Annotated in this window: 20 protein-coding genes; 11 read left to right on the top strand and 9 right to left on the bottom strand. The window is 51.0% G+C overall.

The window, feature by feature from the left end:
- Nucleotides 1-20: 20 nt before the first annotated feature.
- The 3 genes from HJG54_RS14480 to HJG54_RS14470 form a co-directional block, all read right to left on the bottom strand.
- A complete protein-coding gene (locus HJG54_RS14480; RefSeq protein WP_316429476.1) occupies nucleotides 21-2,465 on the bottom strand; it encodes a putative bifunctional diguanylate cyclase/phosphodiesterase in 2,445 nt (814 codons plus the stop codon).
- Entirely contained in the window at nucleotides 2,462-2,845 is a 384-nt protein-coding gene (locus HJG54_RS14475; RefSeq protein WP_316429474.1) for a hypothetical protein, read from the bottom strand. The genes HJG54_RS14480 and HJG54_RS14475 overlap by 4 nt, the downstream gene beginning before the upstream one ends.
- Before the next feature lie 977 nt (nucleotides 2,846-3,822).
- Entirely contained in the window at nucleotides 3,823-4,260 is a 438-nt protein-coding gene (locus HJG54_RS14470; protein ID WP_316429472.1) for a hypothetical protein, read from the bottom strand.
- Between the two features lie 261 nt (nucleotides 4,261-4,521).
- Between HJG54_RS14470 and HJG54_RS14465 the strand changes: the two genes are divergently transcribed.
- Nucleotides 4,522-5,685, top strand: coding sequence for a ferrochelatase (locus HJG54_RS14465; protein WP_316429471.1), 1,164 nt, complete (start codon nucleotides 4,522-4,524; stop codon nucleotides 5,683-5,685).
- Between the two features lie 61 nt (nucleotides 5,686-5,746).
- On the opposite strand, the gene HJG54_RS14460 is transcribed toward HJG54_RS14465, so the two are convergent.
- Nucleotides 5,747-6,439 carry a response regulator transcription factor gene (locus HJG54_RS14460; protein ID WP_316429468.1) on the bottom strand — a complete coding sequence of 231 codons (693 nt, stop codon included), beginning with the start codon at nucleotides 6,437-6,439 and terminating at the stop codon, nucleotides 5,747-5,749.
- 299 nt (nucleotides 6,440-6,738) lie between these two features.
- Here HJG54_RS14460 and HJG54_RS14455 point away from each other — a divergent pair, with 299 nt between their 5' ends.
- The 4 genes from HJG54_RS14455 (at nucleotide 6,739) to HJG54_RS14440 (ending at nucleotide 12,424) form a co-directional block, all read left to right on the top strand.
- The gene (locus tag HJG54_RS14455) at nucleotides 6,739-8,268 is read left to right on the top strand and encodes a sensor histidine kinase (protein ID WP_316429466.1); all 1,530 of its coding nucleotides are present in this window, start codon (nucleotides 6,739-6,741) and stop codon (nucleotides 8,266-8,268) included.
- Nucleotides 8,269-8,317: 49 nt separating this feature from the next.
- Complete coding sequence (locus tag HJG54_RS14450) at nucleotides 8,318-9,469, top strand: PRC-barrel domain-containing protein (RefSeq protein ID WP_316429465.1); 1,152 nt, start codon at nucleotides 8,318-8,320, stop codon at nucleotides 9,467-9,469.
- A 205-nt stretch (nucleotides 9,470-9,674) separates the two neighbouring features.
- Nucleotides 9,675-11,756, top strand: coding sequence for an alpha-amylase family glycosyl hydrolase (locus tag HJG54_RS14445; protein WP_316429463.1), 2,082 nt, complete (start codon nucleotides 9,675-9,677; stop codon nucleotides 11,754-11,756).
- Nucleotides 11,756-12,424 carry an endonuclease III domain-containing protein gene (locus tag HJG54_RS14440; protein ID WP_316429462.1) on the top strand — a complete coding sequence of 223 codons (669 nt, stop codon included), beginning with the start codon at nucleotides 11,756-11,758 and terminating at the stop codon, nucleotides 12,422-12,424. The genes HJG54_RS14445 and HJG54_RS14440 overlap by 1 nt, the downstream gene beginning before the upstream one ends.
- Here the strand turns inward: HJG54_RS14440 and gloB are convergent.
- Nucleotides 12,421-13,191: a hydroxyacylglutathione hydrolase gene (gene gloB / locus HJG54_RS14435; RefSeq protein WP_316429461.1), complete on the bottom strand. Its 771-nt coding sequence runs from the start codon at nucleotides 13,189-13,191 to the stop codon at nucleotides 12,421-12,423. The two genes, HJG54_RS14440 and gloB, sit on opposite strands and share 4 nt — an antisense overlap.
- Nucleotides 13,192-13,486: 295 nt before the next feature.
- Here gloB and HJG54_RS14430 point away from each other — a divergent pair, with 295 nt between their 5' ends.
- The 6 genes from HJG54_RS14430 to HJG54_RS14405 all read left to right on the top strand — a co-directional run bounded on the left by HJG54_RS14430 (nucleotide 13,487) and on the right by HJG54_RS14405 (nucleotide 20,176).
- Nucleotides 13,487-13,693, top strand: a complete 207-nt coding sequence (locus HJG54_RS14430) for a hypothetical protein (protein ID WP_316429459.1) — start codon at nucleotides 13,487-13,489, stop codon at nucleotides 13,691-13,693.
- Nucleotides 13,694-13,993: 300 nt separating this feature from the next.
- Nucleotides 13,994-15,244 carry a glycosyltransferase family 4 protein gene (locus HJG54_RS14425; RefSeq protein ID WP_316429458.1) on the top strand — a complete coding sequence of 417 codons (1,251 nt, stop codon included), beginning with the start codon at nucleotides 13,994-13,996 and terminating at the stop codon, nucleotides 15,242-15,244.
- Nucleotides 15,245-15,625: 381 nt separating this feature from the next.
- The gene (locus tag HJG54_RS14420; protein ID WP_316429457.1) at nucleotides 15,626-17,656 is read left to right on the top strand and encodes an ATP-binding cassette domain-containing protein; all 2,031 of its coding nucleotides are present in this window, start codon (nucleotides 15,626-15,628) and stop codon (nucleotides 17,654-17,656) included.
- Between the two features lie 326 nt (nucleotides 17,657-17,982).
- Entirely contained in the window at nucleotides 17,983-19,176 is a 1,194-nt protein-coding gene (locus tag HJG54_RS14415) for a glycosyltransferase family 4 protein (RefSeq protein WP_316429456.1), read from the top strand.
- 127 nt (nucleotides 19,177-19,303) lie between these two features.
- On the top strand, nucleotides 19,304-19,585 hold the full coding sequence (locus HJG54_RS14410; protein WP_316429455.1) for a hypothetical protein: 282 nt from the start codon (nucleotides 19,304-19,306) through the stop codon (nucleotides 19,583-19,585).
- A gap of 150 nt (nucleotides 19,586-19,735) precedes the next feature.
- Entirely contained in the window at nucleotides 19,736-20,176 is a 441-nt protein-coding gene (locus HJG54_RS14405) for an Hsp20/alpha crystallin family protein (RefSeq protein ID WP_316429453.1), read from the top strand.
- A gap of 326 nt (nucleotides 20,177-20,502) precedes the next feature.
- On the opposite strand, the gene HJG54_RS14400 is transcribed toward HJG54_RS14405, so the two are convergent.
- The 4 genes from HJG54_RS14400 to HJG54_RS14385 all read right to left on the bottom strand — a co-directional run bounded on the left by HJG54_RS14400 (nucleotide 20,503) and on the right by HJG54_RS14385 (nucleotide 24,617).
- Entirely contained in the window at nucleotides 20,503-21,909 is a 1,407-nt protein-coding gene (locus tag HJG54_RS14400; RefSeq protein WP_316429451.1) for an NAD(P)(+) transhydrogenase (Re/Si-specific) subunit beta, read from the bottom strand.
- Complete coding sequence (locus HJG54_RS14395; RefSeq protein ID WP_316429449.1) at nucleotides 21,906-22,199, bottom strand: NAD(P) transhydrogenase subunit alpha; 294 nt, start codon at nucleotides 22,197-22,199, stop codon at nucleotides 21,906-21,908. Before HJG54_RS14395 ends, HJG54_RS14400 begins: the two co-directional genes overlap by 4 nt.
- A 26-nt stretch (nucleotides 22,200-22,225) precedes the next feature.
- The gene (locus tag HJG54_RS14390) at nucleotides 22,226-23,386 is read right to left on the bottom strand and encodes a Re/Si-specific NAD(P)(+) transhydrogenase subunit alpha (protein WP_316429448.1); all 1,161 of its coding nucleotides are present in this window, start codon (nucleotides 23,384-23,386) and stop codon (nucleotides 22,226-22,228) included.
- A gap of 469 nt (nucleotides 23,387-23,855) precedes the next feature.
- Nucleotides 23,856-24,617, bottom strand: coding sequence for a peptidylprolyl isomerase (locus HJG54_RS14385; RefSeq protein ID WP_316429447.1), 762 nt, complete (start codon nucleotides 24,615-24,617; stop codon nucleotides 23,856-23,858).
- Nucleotides 24,618-24,676: the final 59 nt, after the last annotated feature.

Raw genomic sequence — 24,676 nt, 5'->3', positions numbered from 1 at the left:
TCGTTTTTAGTTTTTAAGTTTTAACTTCTCAGTCTCAATTTCTCATGGTTATAGCATTTCAAGAAATCTTCGACGGCAAATTGGTTTAAGGGTTCAGCAAAGAAATAGCCCTGGCCGTAGCTACAGTGAAGCGCCCGCAGTTGAGTCAGTTGGTCGAGGGTTTCAATTCCTTCGGCAATGGTGGGAATGCCGAGGCTTTCAGCCAGCAGCGCAATCGAGCGCACCATTTGGCCATTTTTGGGGCTATTGCGGCTGGAGCGGCTAATCATTTGCATAAAGGAGCGGTCGATCTTGAGCATATCCACCGGGAACCGATGCAGATAGCTGAGCGACGCATAGCCGGTACCAAAATCATCCAAGCCGATTTGAACTCCGAGCTGCCGCAAACGGGTGAGCACGGCAATGGCAGTCTCAAAGTGCTGAATCACAATATCCTCGGTGATTTCTAGCATCAGGTTAGCAGGTGAAATCCGGGTTTCGTGCAGCAGGCTTTTCAGATAGTCCACCATATCCGGCTGGGCCAGATGCTTATCCGACAGGTTGATGCTGACCAGCAAATGGGTACCCGTCGAATAGCGACTTTGCCAGCGGGCGATTTGGCGACAGGCTTGCCGCAACACCCAACGCTCGATGGGCAGATTCAGCCCCAGTTCCTCGGCTACAGGGAGAAACTCGGCAGGCGTGAGTAGCCCCCGACGGGGATGCTGCCAGCGCACTACTGCCTCAAACCCTAAGATTTCATAGGTAGACAGCGAAACAATCGGCTGGTAGTAAACCCGCAGTTGGTCTTGCTGGATCACATGCTGCAAGTCGGTTTCAAGCTGGCGACGGGTGAGGGTTTCCGCATGCATCAGGGCATCAAATACGGCATAGTTGCCTCGGCCCTGAGATTTCGCCCGATACATAGCAATGTCGGCCTGGGTTAGCAGTTCGCTAAATGGCATTTCGTTTACCGTGGTGGCAATTCCTAAACTGCATCCGATCTGAATCGCATGGCCCCGCAGATGGAACGGCTGGTTCAGCGCTACCAAAATCCGCTCGGCAATCCGCTTGGCGTCATTCAGTTCACTGGCTGCCAACAAAATGGCAAACTCATCGCCTCCCAGCCGCGCTAGGGTATCGCCTTCCCGAATACAGGCCCGCAGCCGTTCTGCTACCTGAATCAGCAGTTCATCGCCCGCATCATGCCCCAGGGTGTCGTTGATTGGCTTAAAGCGGTCAAGGTCGAGATAAATCAGCGCCACCGGGCTGGGTTGAGTTGCAGAGGCCCGCAGTGAGGCTTGCCCCAAGTCATAGAGGCGACGGCGATTGGCTAAACCCGTGAGTGGATCGGTAAAGGCCAGCCGTTCGATTTCCGCCTCGTAGAGTTTGCGCTCGGTAATATCGCGCCCTACCGACTGAATTTCCACCACCTGCCCCCGATGGTTAAAAATCGCCCGGTCGGTCCACTGCTGCCAGCGCCACTGCTGATCTGGAGTAATGATCCGTCGTTCTGAGCTGTAGGTCGGCTGAGCCACACTCAAATTGGCGAGCTGGGATAGCATCTTAGGCAGCTCAGCTTGGGGAATCAGATCAAACACATTGGCCCGCCGCAGGTTTCCGGGCGTAATCCCAAACGTATCGGCATAGGCTTGATTCACAAACGTCAGGGTGCCATCACAGCGAAAGCGGCAGATCATCTCCATCTGGTCTTCCACAATGGCGCGGTAGTGGGCTTCGCTGGTTTCTAGAGCCACTCGACCGTGGCGCAGCAACACCATTAGCAGCAACACGGCTATGGTCATCACGCTCATCGTTAGGATGGAATTTTGGATCTGGGCATAGGCTCCGTTCATCTGCATCAGCTCCGGCAGCATGGCCGACACCCCTACGACCCAGATTTTTTCCCGCTCCGTATCCGGGAACACCACCACCGGACTCCAGGCGGCGATTTCTCGTCCGGCGTCTTGCGTCAGCGGTTCCCACCAGGGAGTCGATTCGATGGCTTTATTGGGCTGCCAGACATACCAGCCCACGCCTTCTCGGCCTTGCATCACCGCTTGCGTCATCTCCTCGTAGTGCCAAGCTCCATGCCGCCGTTGCAGGGCAAAGATCAGCGCAATACTTTTGCCTTGATATTCCTCCGGAAAATCTTCGCTTTCATCAAACACTACATAGTTGGGTGAGTAGATCCAGGCGTTTCCAGTTATACCAATCCGGGTGGGTTTGACGAAGTAGTCCAGCACTTCCTGTTCAATCTCATGGACGGCCTGAGGGCGCAGCTCCAATTCGCGCGTAATGTAGGTGCGGGCTGCCCTGGCCATACTGCGGACCACTTCAAGCTGGGCTTTTTGATAGGTTTCAATTGTGGCCTGCTCCAGGCTTTGACTCTGAGAAACCACCGCATACCAGCCGCAGCCAATCAGCAACAGTGGCAGCGCAGTACTGAATGGGAGGCGAATCCTATGGCGTTTGTTGTGTTTCATCGTGTCTGGTGGAATGGGCTGCAACCAATCAAACTCAGCGATCCGATTTCTCGATTGACTTCTCGACTGATCGGTATTGCTTGCTGTTTCACCCCCGTGGCCACCACCTGCCTACTGCACACTCCTATTCGTAATGCCTCCATGTTCAGCCGATGCAGGAACTCAACAATGGCTTCTACAAGGCCAACGGGATTACTTCCTGGCAGCAACCACTGATCGCTCTGGCTACAGAACAACAAGCCGTGGGACAGTTGGCTGATCGCAATGAAGGGAAAGGGCGATTGAGCCGTGCAGATCACCACAGTTTGCAGCCCAAACGGGAATACCCAGAGGCAAGGTGGCCAGACGTTGCGGATGTAAAATCCACGAGTATTTGTCATGAAAAGGGCGTTAGTACAGAACCATGCCATCACAGTGCACAATTCTTCGCTCTAACCTCTCAAAGAATTGCAACTCCAAAAATCTGGGGAATCACGCGACCAATCCAGGCCATGATCGAGGTTGCTTACCTGCAACTCGATTCAACTGAAACTAAGCGAAACCAGCAGATAAGAGGCAATCAGGCCAAACAACTAAGCAAAACAACTAAATCAGGGAACCTCAGACATTTCAATTTAATAGGGAAACACCAGCAAATTAAACTTACAAGCAATGCCTCAGATCTAACTCCTGTCAGGGGGAACCCACGCTTCCAATCTCAACCAATCCCAATGGTTGGTTAGGTTAGCTATCCAAATGATCATGCAATCATTAATCAATTATCAGCTTTTACCATGATCGGTGCCGGTATTTTCAACACCTGGTATAAAACATCTACAGCGTTTTTCACTCATGTGAGGTATGGGGGGTGTGGAAGCTTCGCCCCCACGCAGGGGCACTGCCCCTGCACCCCGTTTTCGTACTTCACTAGCCTGAAAAAGGCTGTAGAATCATCCTAAACTGTAACCCTCAAAGAAGCACTAGGCAATTTGGCCGCCAGCTCCTCACCTAACGCAGAGCATCTGAAAGCAAGGTAAAACCCTATACATTTTAAGCACTAGTAAAGAAAAATTACTGAGTGTGACGATAGCAAAAATTTAGTGGAAAACTCGGGGAATTACGGTCGTCCGTGTAGTCAGATGGCAGCTCAGAAACCAGCACTCCATCCTACATGTTAAGGTTTGCCAACTTTAGTGACTAATTCAATCGGTTTTTGTTGAATCAGACCTTCAATTGATGACATAAAACCTTAACCGGCTGTCCGTTCTGCTGTTCTCCGGTTATTCTCTGGTTGTTCTCTGGTTGTTCTCCGGCTCGGCAATTGTTTCCGAGCTAATCGCCCAAATTCAAGTAAAGCAAGTTTAATGAGCAAATTCATCTAAGCCTGGGGTTGGCGTAAAGTTTGCCAGTCGGCCTGGAGATGGTTGGCCCACTGAGCTGCGAGAGAGCCATCTGTAAACGGGACAACCATGGTCTCTGCATCTGCGAGCTGAAATTCCAGAGCGATAGTTTTACCTGTTGGTACTGCGTTTAGATCCACCGTTGGGTCCACAACTTGATTGTCAATCCGTAACTGAATGGCCTTTACCTGATGTAAAGAAAAAGTTTGCAGGTTCAGAGGCCCCCGACGTGACGGTTTACCCCAGGTCAGCTCGCTGCCTTTTTGCCCTAAAACTGCATAGATGTCGTATTTGGCATGGTCAAATTGGCTGGCCCAAGAGCGATAGGCTTCCAGCTTTTGAAATTCATTCCAACCGGCCCAAGCCAGCCAGCAAAACACTGCCAGCAGCGGCAACCACGGTAAACCTCTTGTCATAGCCCAACTCTAGGACGAACTACCTGCACTTTAACCCCTAAGTACGGCTTTGAAATCATTTTTAGAAGTAATTTCCAGCACCCGCGCCTATCTCTCTGGAGATAGATATTCTTAATAGGGTGGCTATCCCCCCTAGGGGGATGATAGGCTAGAGGACGTTCAGACTAGCGTGACGAAATCCAATGCCAGTCATCCCAACAACTACCGCTGGTGGGGATTCGCTGCTGTTGACCTAATTACGAAGAAGCAGAGGTGCCAAGCGTGGTTGCAACCCCGGAAAAACTCGAACAGTCTCCGTCTTTGTCTAATCCCCCATCCGATCGGGTAGCAGTACTGCTGATGGGCTATGGCGAGGTGGAAAGCTACGAAGATTTCGCCAACTACAACGAGCAAGCGCTCAACCTACTCACCGCCAAATTTGCGCCCGTACCGACCTGGATCTATCCGAGTTTAGCGAAACTGCTGGCAATGTTTGACCTGCACGAATGGCAGCACCAGCATGGCAACTTTATTTCTCCCCACAACGCCATTTTTGAAAAGCAGCGGGCTGGGATCGAGCAGCATTTACAGGAAAAATGGGGCGAGCGGGTGCGCGTCTTCAAAGCCTTCAACTTCTGCGCTCCGTTTTTGCCGAAGCAGGTTCTAGCCGAGATTCAGGCCGCTGGGTTTGACAAAATCCTGATTTATCCCCTGCTGGTGGTGGATTCGATCTTTACTAGCGGAATTGCCGTCGAGCAGGTGAACAAAGCCCTGGCAGATAGGGCAAACGACAGCGAGCATTGGGTGAAAGGTCTGCGCTATATTCCGTCCTTCTACGACCGCCCTGATTACCTTGATTTGCTGGCCCGTCTGGTGGAGGAAAAAGTAGCCGAGGAGCTGGCCGTAGCCCACTTGCCGTCCCAGATTGGGATTGTGCTGATGAACCACGGCTGTCCCCACAAGGCCAAAGGCTTTACCTCCGGCATCGACGAAAGCCAGAAACTGTACGACCAGGTGCGCGAACGGCTGATCAACCGCTATCCGCTGATTTCGGTGGGCTGGCTCAACCATCAAACCCCCTTGATCGAATGGACTCAACCCAACGTCGAGCTGGCCGCCAGAAATCTGATCGATCTGGGCGCAACTGCCCTCGTGTTTATGCCGATTGGGTTCGCCACCGAAAATCACGAAACCCTACTGGATGTAGACCACATTATCCATGCCCTGCAGCGGAAGCACCCTGAGGTCAACTATGTGCAGATGCCCTGCGTCAACGACCATCCCGAATTTCTGCAAATGGCGGCCGCTTGGGCCAATGAGCATATTGGCGCTCTGCTATCCGAACAAGCCCTGTCAGTCAATCCTGCTCTAGCCGCACATCACCACGAGCACCACCATCATCACCATCATGACCATTCGCATGGGCACCATCATTCGCATCATTAGGAGGTGAGGGAGATGCGGCTCGTGAGCCTCGCCGAACGAGGGAAGGTGGGGGAGATGGCCCTCAAACCAACCCCGACCGCAGTGCCACCACCGCTGCCTGCACTCGGTCATCCACGACTAGCTTATCCATAATCGAGCGGACGTGACACTTGACGGTACTGAGGCTGAGGTAAAGAGCAGCGGCGATTTCTGGATTGCTTTTGCCTTCGACGATTAATCGCAGCACATCGAGTTCACGGGCTGAGAGTCGGCTTTTGGGTTCGCTGGGAGCAGGTTTGAGGTGGCTGAGCACGCGGCGGGCGATTTGCGGATCGAGGTAGATGGCCCCTTCTTGGGCTGAGGCAATCGCGACTTCGAGCTGATCCAGACTCGTACCTTTGACGCAATAGGCATCAGCTCCACTCGATAAGGCTGCCATCATTTCGTGATCTGCCGTGTGGGAGGTAAGCATGACGATGCGAATCTGGGGCAGTTCGGCTCGAATCCGTTGGGTGGCAACAATTCCATCAAGCTGGGGCAAGCCAATATCCATCAGAATCAAATCGGGCTGGAGTTGATGGGCGGCAGCAATGCCGGTATATCCATCCGCTGCCTGTCCCACAATCGTAAATTGCGGATAATCCTCGAAAAACTGCTCTAACCCAAGCTGCATTACTGGATCATCCTCGACGAGCAGAATCCTCAAGGCTGCTGAGTTGAAGCTTGAGGAGGAGGATAATTCAGCGGCGGGTTCGGTTACAGGCTCGCTTAACATAATGGCTCTCCTGCCTTTAGGGTGGTTAACACATCATTCCAGGCCACAGCGGGTAGTGTATTCAAACCCTACAGGCAGTACGCCCGTTTCACTTCACCCAAGTGGCTAGTTTGGCAACTGGACCTTTGGCTAGTCTCTAACTAGCGCCCAGCAGGAACGCTTATAACCAGTTGGGTGAAGCGCCATTGCCACCCAGTTGATAAAGTGGCCATTAAACGGTCATCGTTTTACGGTTTCTCTTGGGGGTGGGAAGCGCTACGACTTTTCACCCCTTTCGCCCTTCCTGACTTCTGGTGATTATGGCGGCCCAAACTACAGCTTGGGGAGCAATTGGTAAACTGCGGCAGTATGGCAAGCTGGCGTGGCAAAGGACGTGGCAGAAATTGACCGCATGGCAACAGCAACCGGCTGAATCGGCGGATTATCAAGCATGGCGGCATCGGTTTTTGTCGGATCGGCTGCGGCTTTGCCTCTGGATTGCGGTGCCCTGTTTCATCACGATTGTGCTCCACAACATCTACGAGCTGTATCTTTACCCGCAAGAGTTTGAGCAGAATATCATTCAATATTTTGGCAATCCTGATTTGCCAGATCGGGTACGACGGCTGTCGATGATTACCAATTTTGTGATTGGTGTGCTGTTGACCGCCTGTTTAGTTTTGCAGCGCACTCGCTGGGGGCAGCGTTATCCGGCTCTGCTGTTTCTGGGTTTTTCCTGGTCGATTACCCTAGCACCGCAGGTGATTGGCACCCATTTCCGCATCCCTGATTCGGGTGGCGGTGGCGTCTGGTTTCTGGTGTTTTTGGTGCAGGCCACGCTGATGCCGGTCCACTGGGGGCTACATCTAATTTCTCAGTTAGGAGCGATTGCCTATTACGTTGGGATCAATCCGCTGCTGGGTTTAACCACAATTGAAGGCAAATCGATCTATAACGCGGGTCTGTTCATTTTATTGTTTTGGTTTTGCTTCATTTGCGACCTAGCGGTTTACCTCTACGAACGGTTGCAGCGAGCTGAGTTTGAGTCGCGACGAGAGCTGCGCGTATTTCTGCACGCCGTGTCCCACGATTTGAAAACGCCGGTCATGGGCACCTCGATTGTGCTGCAAAATCTGCTACGCAAGGCAACCGATGATCAGGTGGTGGTGCATCGGCAGGTTTTGGAACGGCTGCTTCAGGGCAGTAACCGTCAGCTTGCTTTAATTAACTCCCTGCTGGAAGCCCACGCTGCTGAAGTGCAAGATTTGGCCCTGCATCGCCAGCCGATCCAGCTTAGCCACTTGGTTGAGAGTGTTCTGGCCGACCTCGAACCAACGCTGACCAAAAACCAGATCACCCTGTACCAGCAGATTAGTCCTGACTTGCCCTCGGTCGATGCCGATGCCACCCAGCTCTGGCGGGTTTACAGTAACCTGATTACCAACGCAATTCGCCACAATCCCCACGGCATCAAGGTAACACTGACCGCCGAAGTGCTCGATCCAGCCATCGTCAAACGCTTGCAAAACCGAAGGATGAGTCGCCTGTTTAAGCGCAAAGGTTCAGTCACCTCGGAGGGCTTGCCTCAAAACGACACCAATGGCAATTCTTTGACCTGCTGGATCCGCTGTGCCGTACAAGACAACGGGATTGGCATTCCGCCTGTCCAGCAAGAGCGTTTGTTTGAACTCTATGTTCGCGGTAGCCGCGCCCGCTACATGCCTGGATTGGGACTCGGCCTCTATCTCTGTCGGCAAATCATCACAGCCCACGGGGGTGAAATCGGCGTCAGTAGCACTCCCGGAGGAGGAGCCACTTTTTGGTTTACGCTGCCAGTCGCAAAGGATTAGGGTTGCCTAGCCGCTATCCTGGAAATAACGATTCGCAGAATTTAGCAATATGGCAGCTCAATCGCAGGTAATCCGGCAAAGTGATTTGTTGAACCAGCTTGTGCTCAATCGCGACACGATGGAGGAATTGGGACGAGTGGAGGTGCTGTGGATGTATCCCCAAGTGCATCGCGTGCTGGGATTTATCTGTAAGACGGGCTTTTTGGGAAGGCAAAAATTGGCATTTCAGTTGGCTCAAATTGAGGCGCTCGGTGAGAATGGCCTGTTGACCCACTCCCCGCCCCAAAAGACCGATGCGGAGAAGGTGAGCCGGCTCGAATCTTTACTTGACCATGAGGTCTGGAGCGATGAGGGTAGCCGCATTGGCAAAATTATTGACTGTTTGTTTGATTTGCGCACCGGCGAGATTCCCTACTATCTGTTTGTGTCGGGCGGCTGGCCTGGGATGGTGGGCGGCGTGTATCAGTTGCCTCCGGTGAAAATTCTCAGTTTTGGTAGACAGCGGGTGCTAGTAGCCGAATCATCGCTGGCAGGTTTCGAGATCTATCAGCCTGGAATTTCGCAGAAGCTGACCGAGGTGAGTGAATCCTTTAAAGAAGAGGTGGTTGAAGAACTATCCTCCTTTGCCAAAAAAGCTGAAGAGACAACCGAGCAAGCCAAAGAACAGTTGCAGCAGTTGACCGGGCAGGCGAAAGAGCGAATGTGGCAACTATCGCAGCGGTTTAAGCAAAAGGCGCAGGTATGGAATGAGCAGGTGAAGGAAACTGCCGAAACTCTGCTGGAACAAGCAAAAGAACACAGTCAGAGTTTAGCCGAACAGGTCAAGGAAAGTAGTCATACGCTGACTAGACAAGTGGAAGAACAGATTGAAACATTGACAATGCCCGACCCATCAGCCTCAGATCAGGATACTGATTTAGACGAGTGGGATGACGAATGGTTCGATGAATCGGATGAAGTGGATGAACCAATTCAAACGAATCAATTTAACAAAAATAATGTAGATAAAGATGCAAATAAAGTAGATGAGCAAGATATAGCACCATTGCCCAAGTACGACTCCAATTCTGTCACCCCATCGCGGCCTGTATTCACTCCACCTACTACTTCAGAACAAAATTTGAATAGTACTCCTGTCGATAATCCAGCGAATAATCCAGCAGATAATTCAACTGATGATGACGATGATCCTTGGATTTGATTCTTGAGACCTGAAACGCGGTTGTCTAGCTGCAAGCTTGAGCGAGAAGACAGGCTTGATTAAAAATTCCCTCAATTACATCACAAAACTGTCAAACATATTTCAAACATCTTTCCCTGGTACCCGCATGGGGTATGGCAAATCAGCTTATTTCAAGTAAGGTAGAGAAGATTTCGCCTGTCCCCTGCTAGAGGAGCAAACCATCATGGCCATTGATTTGCTGAGCCGGAAACAGACCCATTTTTTGTTATGGCGACCGGGGCAAACGAATCCAGCCCCAAGCTTGTGTATTGGGATTGGCTCAGAGGTATCAGGAAAAGTCGAGCCGCTGGTTGAAATTCCGCTTCAGGCCGATCCAGTCTTTTCTGACCTCTGGCTGGTGGCAGCAGCAGACTGTGGGTTAATCGATGGACAGGTATATCACTATTGGTTTAAGCTACAGCGCACCCGACCCGACGCGAACGCCGCTTTCATCTACTGCACAGACCCCACAGCCTACACGGTCGATCGACGGTTCTTAGCACCAGCAGCAGAACCCGGAGCAGCCGCTACGCACGATCCTGCCAGTGTGATTCTGTACCGCCAGGGGCAGCTAATTCCCTGCGATCCGGGTGGCCAAGTCGTGGATTGGTCAAATGATGCGGCCCTAGACCATTTACCGCCGAATCATCGGTTGGTGATCTATGAACTGCCGACTCGTTGGACCAAAGCAACTGCTAGCGCTGGCATCACAGTTGGCACGGGTACTTTTCAAGATGTGATGGCACTATTGCAGGTAAAAGCTGCTGCACCCAATTTCTCGGAAACCGAAGAGCTACAGTCGAATCATGCTCATTTGCTAGAGTTGGGCGTCAATGCGCTGGAGTTGTTGCCACCCGCCGATAGCGGTGACCGCACGATGGTTGATCGCATCGATCCCGATCAAACCGATCAGGATCCGCTCAAGTGGGGGTATGGCACCGATAACTTCTTTGCTGCCGATTATGATCTGGGGTTGCCCTCAACCCAAACAGCGCCCACCGCGTCCACGGATCTAGCCAATCTGATCAAGCTCTGTCACCAAAAGGGCATCCGGTTTTTCCTTGATGTGGTGATGGCCTTTTCTCGCTACAACGCCTACGCTGATGTTAATTTTCTCGATTTCTACATCGATGACAAGCCAGTCGGCCATCCAAACCGCGATCCAGAGCAGGGCAATCGAGACAAATTTGGCGGCAATCTATTTAAATACAATTACTGGACGCAGGGCTACCATCCGATTACCGGACAACGGCAGGATCTAGTACCTGCCCGTGAATATATGAAAGCCTATCTAGCTCATTGGATGCAGTATTATCGGATAGATGGTTTACGACTCGATAGTTTGAACAATATTGGCAATTACGATTTCATTCAGGAGTACAAGGATCTGGCGCGGCAGCTCTGGCAGGAACGGCAGGGAAGAGACGATCGGTTTTTGGTTGTGGGCGAAGAGCTAGATGTACCGCTGGCATTGATTCACCAAAATCGGGTTGATGGCTTGTGGAATGAGAAGTTCAAGCAAATTCTACGGCAGGTTATTCTAGGCAGAAACGCGGCAGGTAATTTAGGTAGAAATACTAGCGGTGAACCGAGCTTTGAACAAAGCGTGCGCAACCTGATTGACTGCCGCTTGCTCGGCTTCCATGATGGCACCCAGGCGGTGAACTACATCACTTCCCACGATGTTGGTGAACTGCCGAATGTGCGGTTGTACAATTACCTGGTTGACAATGGCGTTCACGATACCGAGCCGCGCATCAAGCTAGCCTTTGTTTGTCTGATGACTGCCGTAGGGATTCCAATGATCTTGGCTGGCGATGAGTTTGCCGATCAGCATGATTTAGATACTCGAGACACCCATAGCCACCTGAAGCAAATCGATCCAGTTGATTATGAGCGCATGAATGACCCTTGGCGCAGACGCATTTTTGACTATGTGGCTCGCCTAGTTAAATTCCGGATTCGTTCCGATGCCTTAGCTGTCAATGATACGATATTCATTCACGCCGATTTTAATGAAGGTAAACGAGTTTTGGCCTGGAAGCGGGGCTACGGCGAAACCATTGTGGTGGTGGTTGCCAACTTCTCGGATTATGGTACGCCAAATCCTGGAGATACCAGTGCAGAGTATGTGATTCCCAACTTTCCGGCTACTCCTGCGGGCAGAAAATGGCGCGAAATCACCCAAAATAGAGAGGTGCCAGAGGGGTGGATTGGGCGAGAACCGATCTATCCTTGGGAAGCTAAAGTGTATGAACTGATCTAATGCCATTTGACATTGAGTTTGACATTGAGCAAGCAATTCAGCGGCTGCGTCAAGCTGTACAGCCCTACCCTAAAGCTGCCATGTTTGAGTTGGCTGCTCAGGGTTATGAGTCGTTGTTTGAGCAGCTCATTGCCTGCATCATTTCGATTCGCACCTACGATGAAGTCAGCTTACCGGTAGCAAAACGCCTGTTTGCCGGTGCGCGCACCCCGGCAGATATGGTGCGCCTGACTCCAGCCGAAATTGATGCCCTAATCCGCGACTGCACCTACCACGAAGCCAAAGCCCAACAAATTTGGGACATTGCTAATGCCATCATCCAGGAGTACGGAGGCGAGCTACCCTGCGATCTAAATGTGTTGCTGGCGTTTAAAGGGGTCGGACCGAAGTGTGCCCATCTGGCACTTGGCATTGGCTGTGGCCAACCCTATATCAGTGTGGATGTGCATGTACATCGAGTTACGAATCGCTGGGGCTATGTCAGCACCCGCACGCCGGAAAAGACCCTAGCCGCTTTAGAAGCGAAACTACCTCAAGCCTATTGGGTTGAGATTAATCAGCTTCTGGTTCCGTTTGGCAAGCACATCTGCACCGGCAATCTACCCAAATGCTCCTCTTGCCTGTTGCTGGACCTGTGCCAGCAGGTCGGTGTGGAGAAGCATCGTTAGAACCGATCTTTCATGCCCCGCAGGCGGGAAAAGGTTTGAATCGGATCTTGACTGTTAACCTTGGCCTGTAGCTCGGGTTGCTCCCAGCGCAAAAACGGATTGGTTTGTTTTTCTTCCCCGAGCCAGGACGGAACGGTGGCTTCTGAACGCTGTCGAGCTGCTTTTACCTGCGCATAGCGATGCTGGAGAGCCAAATTGTCTGCGTCAACTGTGAGAGCAAACTGCAGGTTCTTGAAGGTGTACTCGTGGGCGCACCAGACGCGGGTTTGATCTGGTAAAGCGCGTAGTTTACTGAGGGAGCTAACCATCTGGGTGGGAGTGCCTTCGAATAATCTGCCGCAGCCACCGGCGAATAAGGTATCGCCACAGAACAAGTCCCCTACCTGCGCTGCACCCAGAGGCGGGAAATAATAGGCGATATGAGCGCGGGTATGCCCCGGCACAAACAGTACCTCAGCCACTCGCTCCCCGAACTGGACTGAATCGCCTTCCTGCAAAAAGACCTGCTGACCAGGAATGCGACCTCGATCTTCTGCGCCTCCGTAGACGACTGCATTGGGAAAATGACGCAATAGTTTTGGGTTACCACCGACATGATCGGCGTGATGATGCGTATTAAAAATTGCCACCAGCTCAGTCTGTAGTTCCTCTAGCTGACGCAGGACCGGCTCAGCGTCTGCCGGATCAACAACGGCAGCATGACCGTCACCATCATCAAGCAGAAAAATATAGTTATCAGACAAAGCGGGAAGGCGATGAATCCGCATCGAGCAGCCTCCTAACTGAAGCAGTTGATCCAAGATATACCTAAACATACTGACCCTGATCAAGCTAAGCCGCTGTCAAAAGACGGAATTTACGGAAATAGTCTCCGTAGATTTCCCATAGATATCTTTCCCTAGTATCGAATATGTCCTGGCAGTTTCTTTTCATCAATCCTTCACACAGGTATTAACCGTTCTTTGCCCAAGACCGTTGTAGCGAATCGGACAATAGAAGCAGTACAAACTGCAATGCAAATATGCGGCGCAATTGGGAACACTGAATAGGAGGGGGTGTCTTATGGTATGGATTACAGAGAGCCGTCCCAGTGCGGCAATTCGGTCACTGGTTGAGCAAATTATTGCAGCAGGGCAGCTCAGCCGACAGGAGCATCTACGCCTCACCTCAACTATCCTGGCCGATTATCAGCTTTCAGACGAAGACCGTTGCCACATCAGTCGCGTTTTGGATTACGTGCAAATTGGTCGCCTCAGGCTGATCGATTAAGCTCTCAAGCGCATTTCTCATCCATTATCGCCGTTCTTTGTCTGCTAATTTTCCTGTAGAGTACGCCTTCCCGGTTCATGCCTGGAAGGTTTATTGCATTTGGACGGGGATCGGGATGCGCTACCCAATCAACCACGCTCAACCGACAATCCGTGATTACCTCGTCAAGCCGACTGCCTACCAGACAAGCAAAGTTGTCTACCCAACTGCTCCGCAGACGCGGGCTACCACCCATTCACTCATAGATGCCATACCACCCCCCGTGGGCACTCTAGCAACAACACCGCAATCTCTAAACCTATGCTGTCGATTCCCACTAAAACTCTACAGGCCGATCCATTGCCCAATTTAATCCCGTCGTCGGTTGCTCTTGTTGTTGGCGACTTGTCTAAAAGCGGAGCTGGCCGCTGGGGTGGGGCGGTGCGTCCGTTTTTGTTAGCTCAGGCGCTTCAGAAATTGGGCTGTCGGGTCAAATTGGTCGGGTTTACCTTTGGCGATCAAGCTGCGATTTCCTCAACAGCTGATCTAGAAGTTATTACAGCACCAGGCCAGCCTTATCCTCAGTTTTGGCAATCGATACGGCAACTCTGGCCCCACTTAGACGGGGATTTGATCTACGCCTACAAACCCAAACCCACTAGCTTTGGTGTAGCGCTGTGGCACCATCTCCTCAAGGGCAAGCGTCCCCTGCTGCTAGACATCGATGACTGGGAACTGAGTTGGCACGGTGGAGATGCCTATCGGTATCAACCCTCCCTGAAGCAGCTGGTCCGCGATATTGCTAAATCCGATGGGGCATTACGCCAGCCCGATCATCCCCTCTATTTACGTTGGATGGAAAAGCTTGTCTCTCGCGCCGATGCGGTCACCGTTCACACTCAGTTTCTGCAACAGCGGTTTGGTGGCATCTCGATTCCCAACGGCAAAGATACGACCCTGTTCAACCCAGAAAATTATAATCCAACAGCTCTGAAGCAGCGCTACGGATTAGCCGCCTATCGAGTCTTGATGTTTCCCGGTGCCCCTCGTCCTTACAAAGGCGTCGAGGATATCTTGCTGGCATTGGATAGCTTGAACGAACCAGATTTGCGTTTGGTAATTGTGGGAGGCAGCCCCTACGATGACTATGATCAGCAGTTGATGCAGCGCTGGGGACGCTGGATAATCAAATTGCCACCCATGCCCCATACCCAAATGCCGGAAGCGATTGCCGCCTCCGATGTACTTGTAGTACCGCAGCGTGATACCCCTGCTGCCCAAGCCCAATTTCCACTCAAGCTGACGGACGGTATGGCGATGGCAAAACCCGTGCTAGCCACCCGAGTTGGAGATATCCCAACCATTTTGGCCGACACTGGCTACTTAGTTGAGCCCGAATCGCCCGACCAATTGGCTGCCGGAATTCAAGCCATCTTTACCAATCCAGAAGCTGCTGCTGCCAAAGGTCGTCAGGCCAGAGCTAGATGCATTCAGCACTACAGCATTGATGCCATGGCTGTACAAATGGCAGAGGTTTTAGCACAGGTCTATAGTAATCAGATGCGGAACTAGAGTGAATCAGAAGTGAGGAGATAGGAGCCAGAAGTGAGGAGGCAGGAGGCAGAAGCCAGAATTCCTTCTTCTGAGATCAAATCCTGCTGAATGATCGTATAGCCGTCGCCACGACAGATAGGACAGCATATTGTTGTGGCAAACACGATAATTAAAATCCTGATTTTGCATGAGCAATATTTTCTGCGGAACGGTTGCGTCCATGCGAGTTGCCTCTCCAGATATGAGAGTGGAGCCATTGGATTCGTTATAGCCTCGAACTTTTGACTTTTGACTTTTGACTTCTGCCTCCTGCCTTCTGCCTTCTGCCTCCTGCTTCCTGTGCATCCATTCAGTTTCACGGGAACCCTACAGTTGGAGTTCTTTAGAGTGAACGCCTCCATGTCTTCTCATCATCTGTTGCTTAATCTAGCCCGACGCTATCCTGGTTTAATTTGCCTCAATATTCTATTTGGTTTTTCGGGTGCTTTATTTAATGGCATCAGCACAGCGCTAATTATTCCAGTACTGCTGAACTTTCTGGGGCAGCCCGTTGCCACCAAGGGCGCACCGCCGATCATTCAATCCCTATTGACTCCATTTCAAGGCGTGGCAGGCGACTACAATCTGTTGCTGATGACAGCAGCAATTGTGTTGATGATTGTGCTCAAAAACCTAGCGCTGTACTGCAATACATTAGTGGCTGGAGTGTTGAAACGAACCACTGCTAATGACTTGCGAGATCAAGGCTTACGGCTACTGCTAGAAGTCGATATGAGCTATTACGTCACAACCGGAATTGGCGACATCATCAATCGGCTTAACAATGAGATTTCTAGAGCGGCCAGTGCTGTCAGCATTATTACTCGCACGGTTACAATCACGATCACAGCCTTAGTATTTATTGGCATTCTTCTATCGCTTACCTGGCAACTCACAATTATCTCAACTGGTTTATTAGCAGTTGTTGCATTGGTCAATCAGTACAGCATCATTCGCTCTAAGCTATTTGGCAAACAGCTTTCTGAAATTTCTAAAAACTATTCCACCAGTGTGCTCGATCTATTATCTGGAATGCGCCTGGTGCGTTCTACGGCCAATGAGCGACGCGAGTACCAAAAAATTAGGCAGCAAATCTTAAATCGGGAACAGGCTGAGTTCAGATCTCAAGCCACATCCGCGCTGATTGAACCCGTCAGCGAAGTAACCGGCATCATCGCGCTGTTGTGCATCGTCTTTATCGGTCGGGCCTTTTTAATAGAGCAGGTCGAGTCGTTTTCGGCCATTCTCCTGACCTATCTGTTCGTGCTGTTTCGTACCTTACCGCTAATTGCCATGCTGAATGCAGCCCGGAGCCAGCTTGCCAACATTTCACCCAGTCTGGAAATTGCTCAGGACTTTTTGCGCCGGGACAACAAATCGTTTATGGTAAATGGCTCTATTCCGTTTGAATCACTCCGTGCAGGGATTCATTTCAAGCAGCTTTGCTTTGCCTATCCCGGTCAACAAAAGCAAGTGTTGAAAGGTGTGGATCTGTACTTGCCGCGTAATACTACCCTGGCGTTGGTTGGTGCATCGGGAGCTGGTAAATCGACACTGGCTGACCTTCTGCCCCGCTTCTACGACCCCACCGCAGGTTGCATCACCATTGACGGCGAAGATTTACGCAACCTCGACTTCCGCACTCTACGTCGCGCTATGGGCATTGTTAGCCAGGACACATTCTTGTTTAATGCCTCCGTGCGGGAAAATATTGCCTATGGCTGTCCAGACGCCACTGACGACCAAATCATTCAAGCCGCCAAGCAGGCCAACGCCTATGACTTCATCATGCAGCTTCCTAGAGGGTTTGAAACCCAGATCGGGGATCGGGGGGTGATGCTTTCGGGTGGCCAGCGGCAGCGCTTAGCCATTGCCAGGGCCTTGGTGCAAAACCCGGAAATTCTGATCCTGGATGAGGCCACCAGCGCTCTGGATACCGTATCGGAAAAACTGGTGCAGGAAGCAATCGAGAACCTGAGCCGGAATCGCACTACGCTCGTAATTGCCCACCGTTTGTCTACCGTCAAGCAGGCGGACCAAATTGCGGTGCTTGATCAGGGCCGGGTTGTGGAACTGGGCACCCACGACGAGTTACTCACCAAGAAGGGATACTACGCTTGCCTCTGCGCCATGCAGTTTAGTGAACCACAGGTCAAAGCTAATGTACAGCGGCAGCAATTGGCTAAAACGTCCCACGAAATTCGTTCGCTGCTTAACAGCCTGGTTGGTTCGCTCAGCCTAATCATGAACGGCGTATTAGACGATCCAAAGGAACAGCAGGAATTTACCCAAGAAGCCTATGTTTCGGCGCTGAATCTACTCAAGAGCATCGAAAGCTTAGAACAGGATTCCAGCCAAGTGCCAGAAGAAACGCTAGCGCTGAAAGCATGAGGGGTAGGAGACAGGCTTCCCAGAGCGTCAGCCGACGAGAGTCGAGAGCTAGAATTTCTGGATCTAGTTGTAATTTGGGTCAATTCAGTTTTTCGAGCCACCCCCACCTGCAAGTAAACTGCAGACTAGTAGATAAAGTCTGCTGCAGCAGACTATACAAGCAGCTAGTACATGTTGGTGCTCTTTCCCGATTAGTCCGTGCTTAAGCTACAAGCAGACCACGCGACATCCGAAACAACTTACAGGCTTAATTTTTCCTGTCTCCTACCTCCTGTCTCCTCCTGTCTCTTGTCTCCCTAACAATTTCACAACTATCCAAGCAAGCCATGATCAAACACTACATTTTTTTCACTCGTAATACCCTGCCCCAACCCAGAGCTGATCTGGTTCAAGTTGCTAACTGTGCCAATGCTGCTGCTAATTTGGGCTACTCTACGGTGCTCACTTATTTGGGGCAAGACGCTCGCTTGCGTCCTATAGATTGGCTGCAGCCATTTAGCCCCCAACTTCCCGATCCTGCCCTCAAGCAGTTTTACAACCTGCACGACCAGCTCAAGGTTGCTGCATTGCCTATTCCTAAATTATGTTCGCACCTCAGAACGAAGCTCACTCACCCCAGTACAATCGTTTCAAAATACTATGTTCCGCTGCATCTGCGGCCCGTAACCCAAATCGTTCACACTCGCGATTGGAATTTTGTCAAGGCTGCAATTTCGTGTAGGATTCCTGCCATTTATGAACACCATCATCACGAGGACAAGCAGTTTGAACCAGAAATCGTGCACCACCCTTTGTTTCAAATTGCCGTAACAGTTGCTGACCCAGTGCGAGAGAGCATGATCCAGCATGGGATGCCACCTGAGAAGATCGTTAAATTACACAATGGGTTTAACCGCTCCTTTTTGGTGCGGCATTCCGCAGCTGCCGAGCAATGGCGGCAACAGTTATTAGTTAATAACTACAGCTATATGGCTGTCTATTCCGGTGGCTTGAATCCCTTCAAAGGGGTCAATCTACTGATTGAGGTCGCCAAATCGCTGCCCCATGTGCTGTTTGTGTTTGCAGGCGGCAATCAGACTCAGGTAGCCGCCTATCGCCAGTTGGCTGCTGAGCATCAGGCCAGCAATGTTAAGTTCCTTGGTTATTTGCTGCATGACCAGCTTGCGAGCCTGCTCCAAGCTGCCGATCTGCTGGTGCATCCCCATCTGTCCGGAGAAGAAGCCACCTTTACCTCGCCTCTAAAGTTTTTTGACTATATGGCTTCCGGTACGCCAATTGTTGCTACGGAAATCCCGCCCTTGATGGAGTTCAAGAATGCGGGCGTGGTCGCGGGTTGGTGTGAGCCGGATCAACCGCTCCAACTCGCCGATTGCATTCGCCGCGTTTTGCAGACGCACCCACGTAAATCAGAGGGATACGCCAATTCGATCCAATTTGTGCAGAGGTTTTCTTGGGAAAATCGCATCGCCACGGTGTTGAGTTATGTAGAAGACTCTCTCAAACCTGCCCCAATTACATAGATTTAATTCTATAAATTTGCTTCACGAAAGTTTCACAGAATAGCAGGGCGCATCAGGGGCAGGTGCATAGGAGAGGAACCTTCCGACCTACATAAAATCAGTCCTCACCTATCCCCCGACTGCGACTATGAAAAAGCCCTCTCTAACCATCGCTTTAGCTTTAAGTATTGTCTCACTGTTGGTTGCTGTTAAACCCGCAGCAGCTGATGTTTCGATTGAAATCATTTCCCGCTCTGACGCACGTTCAACTCACTCAGAAGATCGGAATTCCCTACCCCAAACTACTCGTTCCGATTCCACCAATCGTTCCAATCGCTCTGAAATCAGCTTGAACGACACTGGAGACAAAAATCAAGCCGAATCGCAAACATCCGAAGATGACTTTGAAGGGATCTTGATTCGGATTTAATTTTGCTGTTAAAGGTACGGGAACTGCCAACCCAAAGGTACTCAAAACCGAACTCTTCCAGGCCAAGTTTCCAATTATCCTAATGGATGTGGATGGGGAAATAACTTCAAACTATCCCCAACACAAAATTGGATTTAGGAGGTTACACCTATGGCGCTTATTCGTTGGCAACCATTCCAAGAAATCGATGCCCTACAACGCGAAATGAACCGTTTGTTTGACGATGTGCTTGCTCCTAGCGGTCGCCGCGAGAATGGAATGGCCTTTATGCCTGCGGCAGAACTGAAGGAAACGGAAGACGCGATTCATCTGAGGCTAGAAGTACCTGGTTTAGAAGCTAAAGATCTAAATGTCGAGGTTACGGCTGATTCTGTATCGATTAGCGGCGAACGCCAAAGTGAAACCAAAACGGAAGAAAAAGGTGTATTCCGCAGCGAGTTTCGCTATGGCAAATTCCAGCGTGTCATTCCTTTGCCCGTTCAAATTGACAACCAAAACGTGCAGGCCGAGTACAAGGATGGTATTTTGAAGCTGACGCTGCCTAAGATGGAAGATGAACGCCGTAAGGTTGTCAAAGTGAATCTAGGATAGGATCATGGAAGCGCGACGTGAATAGAGCGAATGGAAGGATGTTAGATCTTCGAGGTACTTTGGATTAAAGTTTGCTCATCTTCTCCTTCGTTCTAAGCAATTTCTGACAATTTCTGACGGTTTTGACAAAAAGAGGTGCAGGGATGAGATTCTCTCTGCACCTTTGTCTTATCTGATGTTTTATCTATAACCGTCGCCACGACAGTTAGGACCACGACAGTTAGGACAGAGATATCATTGTGAGCGCGAAACGCGTCCACAACAATGTCCTATCGCTTCTGGCAAACTATAACTGCAAACGAGCCAATGCAACCAACCAAGGTGGGCTAAAGCTCCTTTACGGTTGCGACAAGTTGAGTCACCACATCCCTAGCGCTACCGAACAGCATCACGGTATTGTCTTCGTAGAATAGCTCGTTCTCGACGCCCGAAAACCCAGCGTTCATACCGCGTTTCACCACAATGGTGTGATGAGCTTTGTCTACCTCCAAAATCGGCATGCCGTAGATGGGGCTGGTTTGATTATGACGAGCGGCTGGGTTAACCACATCATTTGCGCCGATCACGAGCGCCACATCAGTGTGCTCAAACTCGGAGTTGATGTCATCCATGTCATAGAGCTGGGTATAGGGCACATTGGCCTCCGCCAGCAGCACATTCATATGCCCCGGCATCCGACCGGCCACCGGATGAATGGCATATTTCACCTCGACGCCCAACCGCTCTAGCTGATCGGCCAGTTCTCGCACCGCGTGCTGCGCTTGAGCTACCGCCATGCCGTAGCCAGGAACAATCACCACCGATTTGGCATACCCCAGCATCATGCCTCCTTCTTCAGCATCGATCGAGCGTACTACCTTATCTTCAATTGAAGTAGCTCCGCCATCGGCACCGACGGTTTGCTTGGAGCCAAAGGCACTAAACAGCACGTTAGTCAGCGTCCGGTTCATAGCGCGGCACATAATCTCAGTCAGGATAATTCCCGATGCCCCTACGAGCGCACCCGCAATGATCAGCATACTATTGCCTAACACAAACCCAGCCGCACTCGCAGCCAGACCAGAGAAGGAGTTGAGTAGGGAGATCACAACCGGCGTATCGGCTCCCCCAATTGGCAGAACGAACAGCACCCCCAGCACCAGCGACAGTCCCACCAGGGCTAGAAAAATAACTGAGCTGTGGGGATCAACGATCAGGTAAGCACTACAGCCCAGGAAGGCTAACAGCAAAAGTAGATTGACTGGCTGCTGCAACGGAAATGTAATCGGAGCACCGGGCACCAGCTCTTGTAGTTTGGCAAAGGCCAACAAACTGCCCGTGAACGTCACTCCGCCAATCAAGACGCTAAGCACAATTGTGATGGTTTCATCCAGGGGAGGGGTGCCACCAGAACCCAGGATATGCCAAAATTCGCCGACCGCAACCAGGGCAGAGGCTGCGCCACCGAAGCCATTGAGCAAACCGACCATTTGGGGCATGGCCGTCATTTCAACCCGCTGGGCCATGATCACGCCCAACACCGAGCCGATCAACATCCCCACGAAAAGCAGCTCATAGCTAATAATGTTGCGATCCAGTAACGTAGCGACGATGGCAATCAGCATGCCGACTGCACCCAGCGTATTTCCTTGACGAGCGGTGGCGGGTGAACCTAATTTCTTCAGGCCAATAATAAATAAGCAAGCGGCAATCAAATAGCTTAGTTGGATGGTGGATGAGAGAAATTCGGTCATGCGTTTGCATCCTTCTTCTTAAACATTTGCAGCATGCGGTCGGTGACTAGAAAACCACCCACGACATTAATGGTGGCGAGAATGACCGCGATCAGACCCAGCGCTACACTCAGGCTCCAGTGGCCGTTGCCAGCTACCAGCAGTGCCCCCACGAGCGAAATGCCAGAGATAGCGTTAGAACCCGACATCAGCGGCGTGTGCAGCGTCGGTGGAATTTTGTTAATTACTTCAAAACCAATGAACGTCGCTAACACAAAAACGACGATTCCAGCAATTAATCCTTCTGTCATAGTGGTTGGCTCCTGTGCCTGATGAATTACCTAACTTGCATGGGGGTTCCCAGCAGTTCCTGCACGCGGGCATTGCAAACCGTCCGGTCATGGCTGACGCAAGCTTCTCGCGTAATTTCGTCGGCAAAATCGAGCTGAAGCATTCCGTCTTTGCTGAGATGCTGCACCAGGGTCAGCAGGTTTTTGGCATACATTTGGCTGGCATGAATCGGCATAGCGGAGGGCAGGTTGATCGGGCCAATCTGGGTGATGCCGTGATGGTTGATGTCTTTGCCCGGTTCGGTGCCTGCGCAGTTTCCGCCTTGCTCAGCGGCCAAATCCACGATTACAGAGCCGGGTTTCATTTGGGCAATCATCGCTTCGGTCACAAGCAGCGGTGCTCGTTTACCGGGAACCTGGGCCGTCGTGATCACCACATCCGATAGCTTCACATGCTCAGCAATGGCAGCTTGAGTTCGTTGCTTTGCCGTTTCCGACACCTCACGCGCATACCCACCCGCGGCAACTGTGTCTTCATCAAGCTGGACTTCCACAAATTTGGCTCCCAAGCTCTGCACCTCTTCTTTCACCGCCGGACGGATATCAAACGCTTCTACCACAGCCCCCAACCGCCGAGCCGTCGCAATTGCCTGTAGCCCAGCGACACCTGCACCAATCACAAAGACCTTGGCAGGGGGAATCGTACCGGCTGCCGTGGTCAGCATGGGAAAGAACTTGGGTGAAGCCGCTGCCGCCAGCAAGACCGCCTTATAGCCGGAAACGCTAGCTTGAGACGAGAGGGCATCCATACTTTGGGCACGGCTGATGCGGGGGATCAGCTCCATGCTAAAGGCTGTCACATTCCGGTCTGCTAACTGCTGGATCAGGGCTGGATTACCAAGGGGATCAAGAAAGCCAACCAAAACACTGCCTTCCCGCAATAAATTCACCTCATGCTGACCGTCTTCCCGCTGTTGCGGTGGTTTCACTTTCAGCAGCAGGTCTACTTCATTCCACAGTTTGGCTGTGTCGGCCACGACCGTTGCCCCAGCCGCTTCGTAAGCAGCATCTGAGAAAAAAGCCGCTTCGCCTGCGCCTGCCTCGACCCACACTTCACAGCCTTGCTTGACGAGGCGACTCACCGCATCTGGAATCAAAGCAACGCGCCGTTCTCCAACTTCAATTTCCTTCGCAACACCTATCTTCATGAATTCTCCTAAAGGTTTCGTACAATTCGCATGATGAGTAGCCCCTGGGTTCAGACGCATAACCATCGAAAAAAGGTTATACTCGCCCACTCTCCTTTTCTATGAAATAACCTCTTTGGCCGAAAGAGAGGCAAAATCTCAGACAAACTTTAGAAATGGGTGCAGACAAAAAAAGGCGTCGCTCAATGACGCCTCAAAGAATGTAACAAGGAATAAACCAATTCATGAATTTGCGTTAATTACTTCAACAAATGAAAGCTTTCTTTACAGAACAACGCAAAGCATTCTCTTTAACGGTAAGATTGTTGGGCAGTGAGTTAATAATTAGAGGAGTCAGGCATCGGGCAGGTTTGGCAGAGAAATGAATTGTCAGTGAATTATCAGTGAATTATCAGTTGGCCCAATCTACCCATACAGAAACTCAAAGAGAAATATTCTGCCTCCCAACTCCCAACTCCCAACTCCTCAATCAACGATTATGAATCAAATAATTGAGTTCGCTGTCTAGCCATTCCCGAAACATTCGCTCAATAATTTGCTGCCGGATCTCTGGGTTAAAATCTGGGACAATAAACTCTTCGACCAAGACTAGGTCAAACCCCTGTTCACCCCGCAAGGGACCCAAAACCTGCCCCAACTGAGCGCCAAAAATCGTTGCGGCCAACTCAGGTCTCAATCCCCAGCGGTAGAGTCTGCCTTCAAAGCCACACTTTAGCCGGCGAGATTCATCGATGTCGTAGAGATGGGCAGCTTCGTAGAAGCTGATTTCGCGTTCTTCAATTTGGTAGAATAATTCTTGGGCAAGCTGCTGGTAGGGAACCACAATCTTGTAGAGAGTCACTTGCTCAAAATCTAAGCGGTGTTCGGCAAAATAGGGGTCAACATCCTGAGCAAACAAACGTTCGGCCAATTTGGTAGATAAGAGGCGCTTACGAATTCCAGCCTCCCAATCGGTTGGCGTAATCAACTGGTCTGCCAGCCAAGCAAATGTGGCTGAGGCACTTTCAAGTCGATTTTGATAGCGTTGCCGGTTGGCTTCTGCTTGAATTTCTTCTGGTGTCACCGTGATTTGGCGTTCCTGTGCAGCTTGTTCAATAATTTGAGAGCACAGGATCTTTTCACAGATGCTTCTTAGCTGAACTTCCTGCTTCAGAAAGTCAACAATTGCTTCAGGCTGTATCGGGATACCAGAAAAGTTGACCATTGCCTCAACACAACATTCTCCTTGCATGGTTAAAACTGCCAGAATAATATTTTAAACGTCTAGGTGCAATCTATTAAAGATTGGAT

This window comes from Leptolyngbya sp. NK1-12, assembly GCF_032598965.1.
In the GTDB taxonomy this organism is placed as follows: domain Bacteria; phylum Cyanobacteriota; class Cyanobacteriia; order Elainellales; family Elainellaceae; genus Elainella.
Note: the sequence above shows the minus strand (reverse complement) of the source record. Positions and strands in the feature narration are given on the sequence as shown.

Coding starts and splice junctions, on each gene's coding strand:
- HJG54_RS14410 (WP_316429455.1), top strand. CDS start 19,304: ATGAAAAAGCCCTCTCTAACCATCGCTTTAGCTTTAAGTATTGTCTCA.
- HJG54_RS14400 (WP_316429451.1), bottom strand. CDS start 21,909: ATGACCGAATTTCTCTCATCCACCATCCAACTAAGCTATTTGATTGCC.
- HJG54_RS14440 (WP_316429462.1), top strand. CDS start 11,756: ATGCCATTTGACATTGAGTTTGACATTGAGCAAGCAATTCAGCGGCTG.
- HJG54_RS14445 (WP_316429463.1), top strand. CDS start 9,675: ATGGCCATTGATTTGCTGAGCCGGAAACAGACCCATTTTTTGTTATGG.
- HJG54_RS14455 (WP_316429466.1), top strand. CDS start 6,739: ATGGCGGCCCAAACTACAGCTTGGGGAGCAATTGGTAAACTGCGGCAG.
- HJG54_RS14430 (WP_316429459.1), top strand. CDS start 13,487: ATGGTATGGATTACAGAGAGCCGTCCCAGTGCGGCAATTCGGTCACTG.
- HJG54_RS14460 (WP_316429468.1), bottom strand. CDS start 6,439: ATGTTAAGCGAGCCTGTAACCGAACCCGCCGCTGAATTATCCTCCTCC.
- HJG54_RS14450 (WP_316429465.1), top strand. CDS start 8,318: ATGGCAGCTCAATCGCAGGTAATCCGGCAAAGTGATTTGTTGAACCAG.
- HJG54_RS14420 (WP_316429457.1), top strand. CDS start 15,626: ATGTCTTCTCATCATCTGTTGCTTAATCTAGCCCGACGCTATCCTGGT.
- HJG54_RS14385 (WP_316429447.1), bottom strand. CDS start 24,617: ATGCAAGGAGAATGTTGTGTTGAGGCAATGGTCAACTTTTCTGGTATC.
- HJG54_RS14390 (WP_316429448.1), bottom strand. CDS start 23,386: ATGAAGATAGGTGTTGCGAAGGAAATTGAAGTTGGAGAACGGCGCGTT.
- HJG54_RS14395 (WP_316429449.1), bottom strand. CDS start 22,199: ATGACAGAAGGATTAATTGCTGGAATCGTCGTTTTTGTGTTAGCGACG.
- HJG54_RS14480 (WP_316429476.1), bottom strand. CDS start 2,465: ATGAAACACAACAAACGCCATAGGATTCGCCTCCCATTCAGTACTGCG.
- HJG54_RS14405 (WP_316429453.1), top strand. CDS start 19,736: ATGGCGCTTATTCGTTGGCAACCATTCCAAGAAATCGATGCCCTACAA.
- gloB (WP_316429461.1), bottom strand. CDS start 13,191: ATGCGGATTCATCGCCTTCCCGCTTTGTCTGATAACTATATTTTTCTG.
- HJG54_RS14470 (WP_316429472.1), bottom strand. CDS start 4,260: ATGACAAGAGGTTTACCGTGGTTGCCGCTGCTGGCAGTGTTTTGCTGG.
- HJG54_RS14415 (WP_316429456.1), top strand. CDS start 17,983: ATGATCAAACACTACATTTTTTTCACTCGTAATACCCTGCCCCAACCC.
- HJG54_RS14475 (WP_316429474.1), bottom strand. CDS start 2,845: ATGACAAATACTCGTGGATTTTACATCCGCAACGTCTGGCCACCTTGC.
- HJG54_RS14425 (WP_316429458.1), top strand. CDS start 13,994: ATGCTGTCGATTCCCACTAAAACTCTACAGGCCGATCCATTGCCCAAT.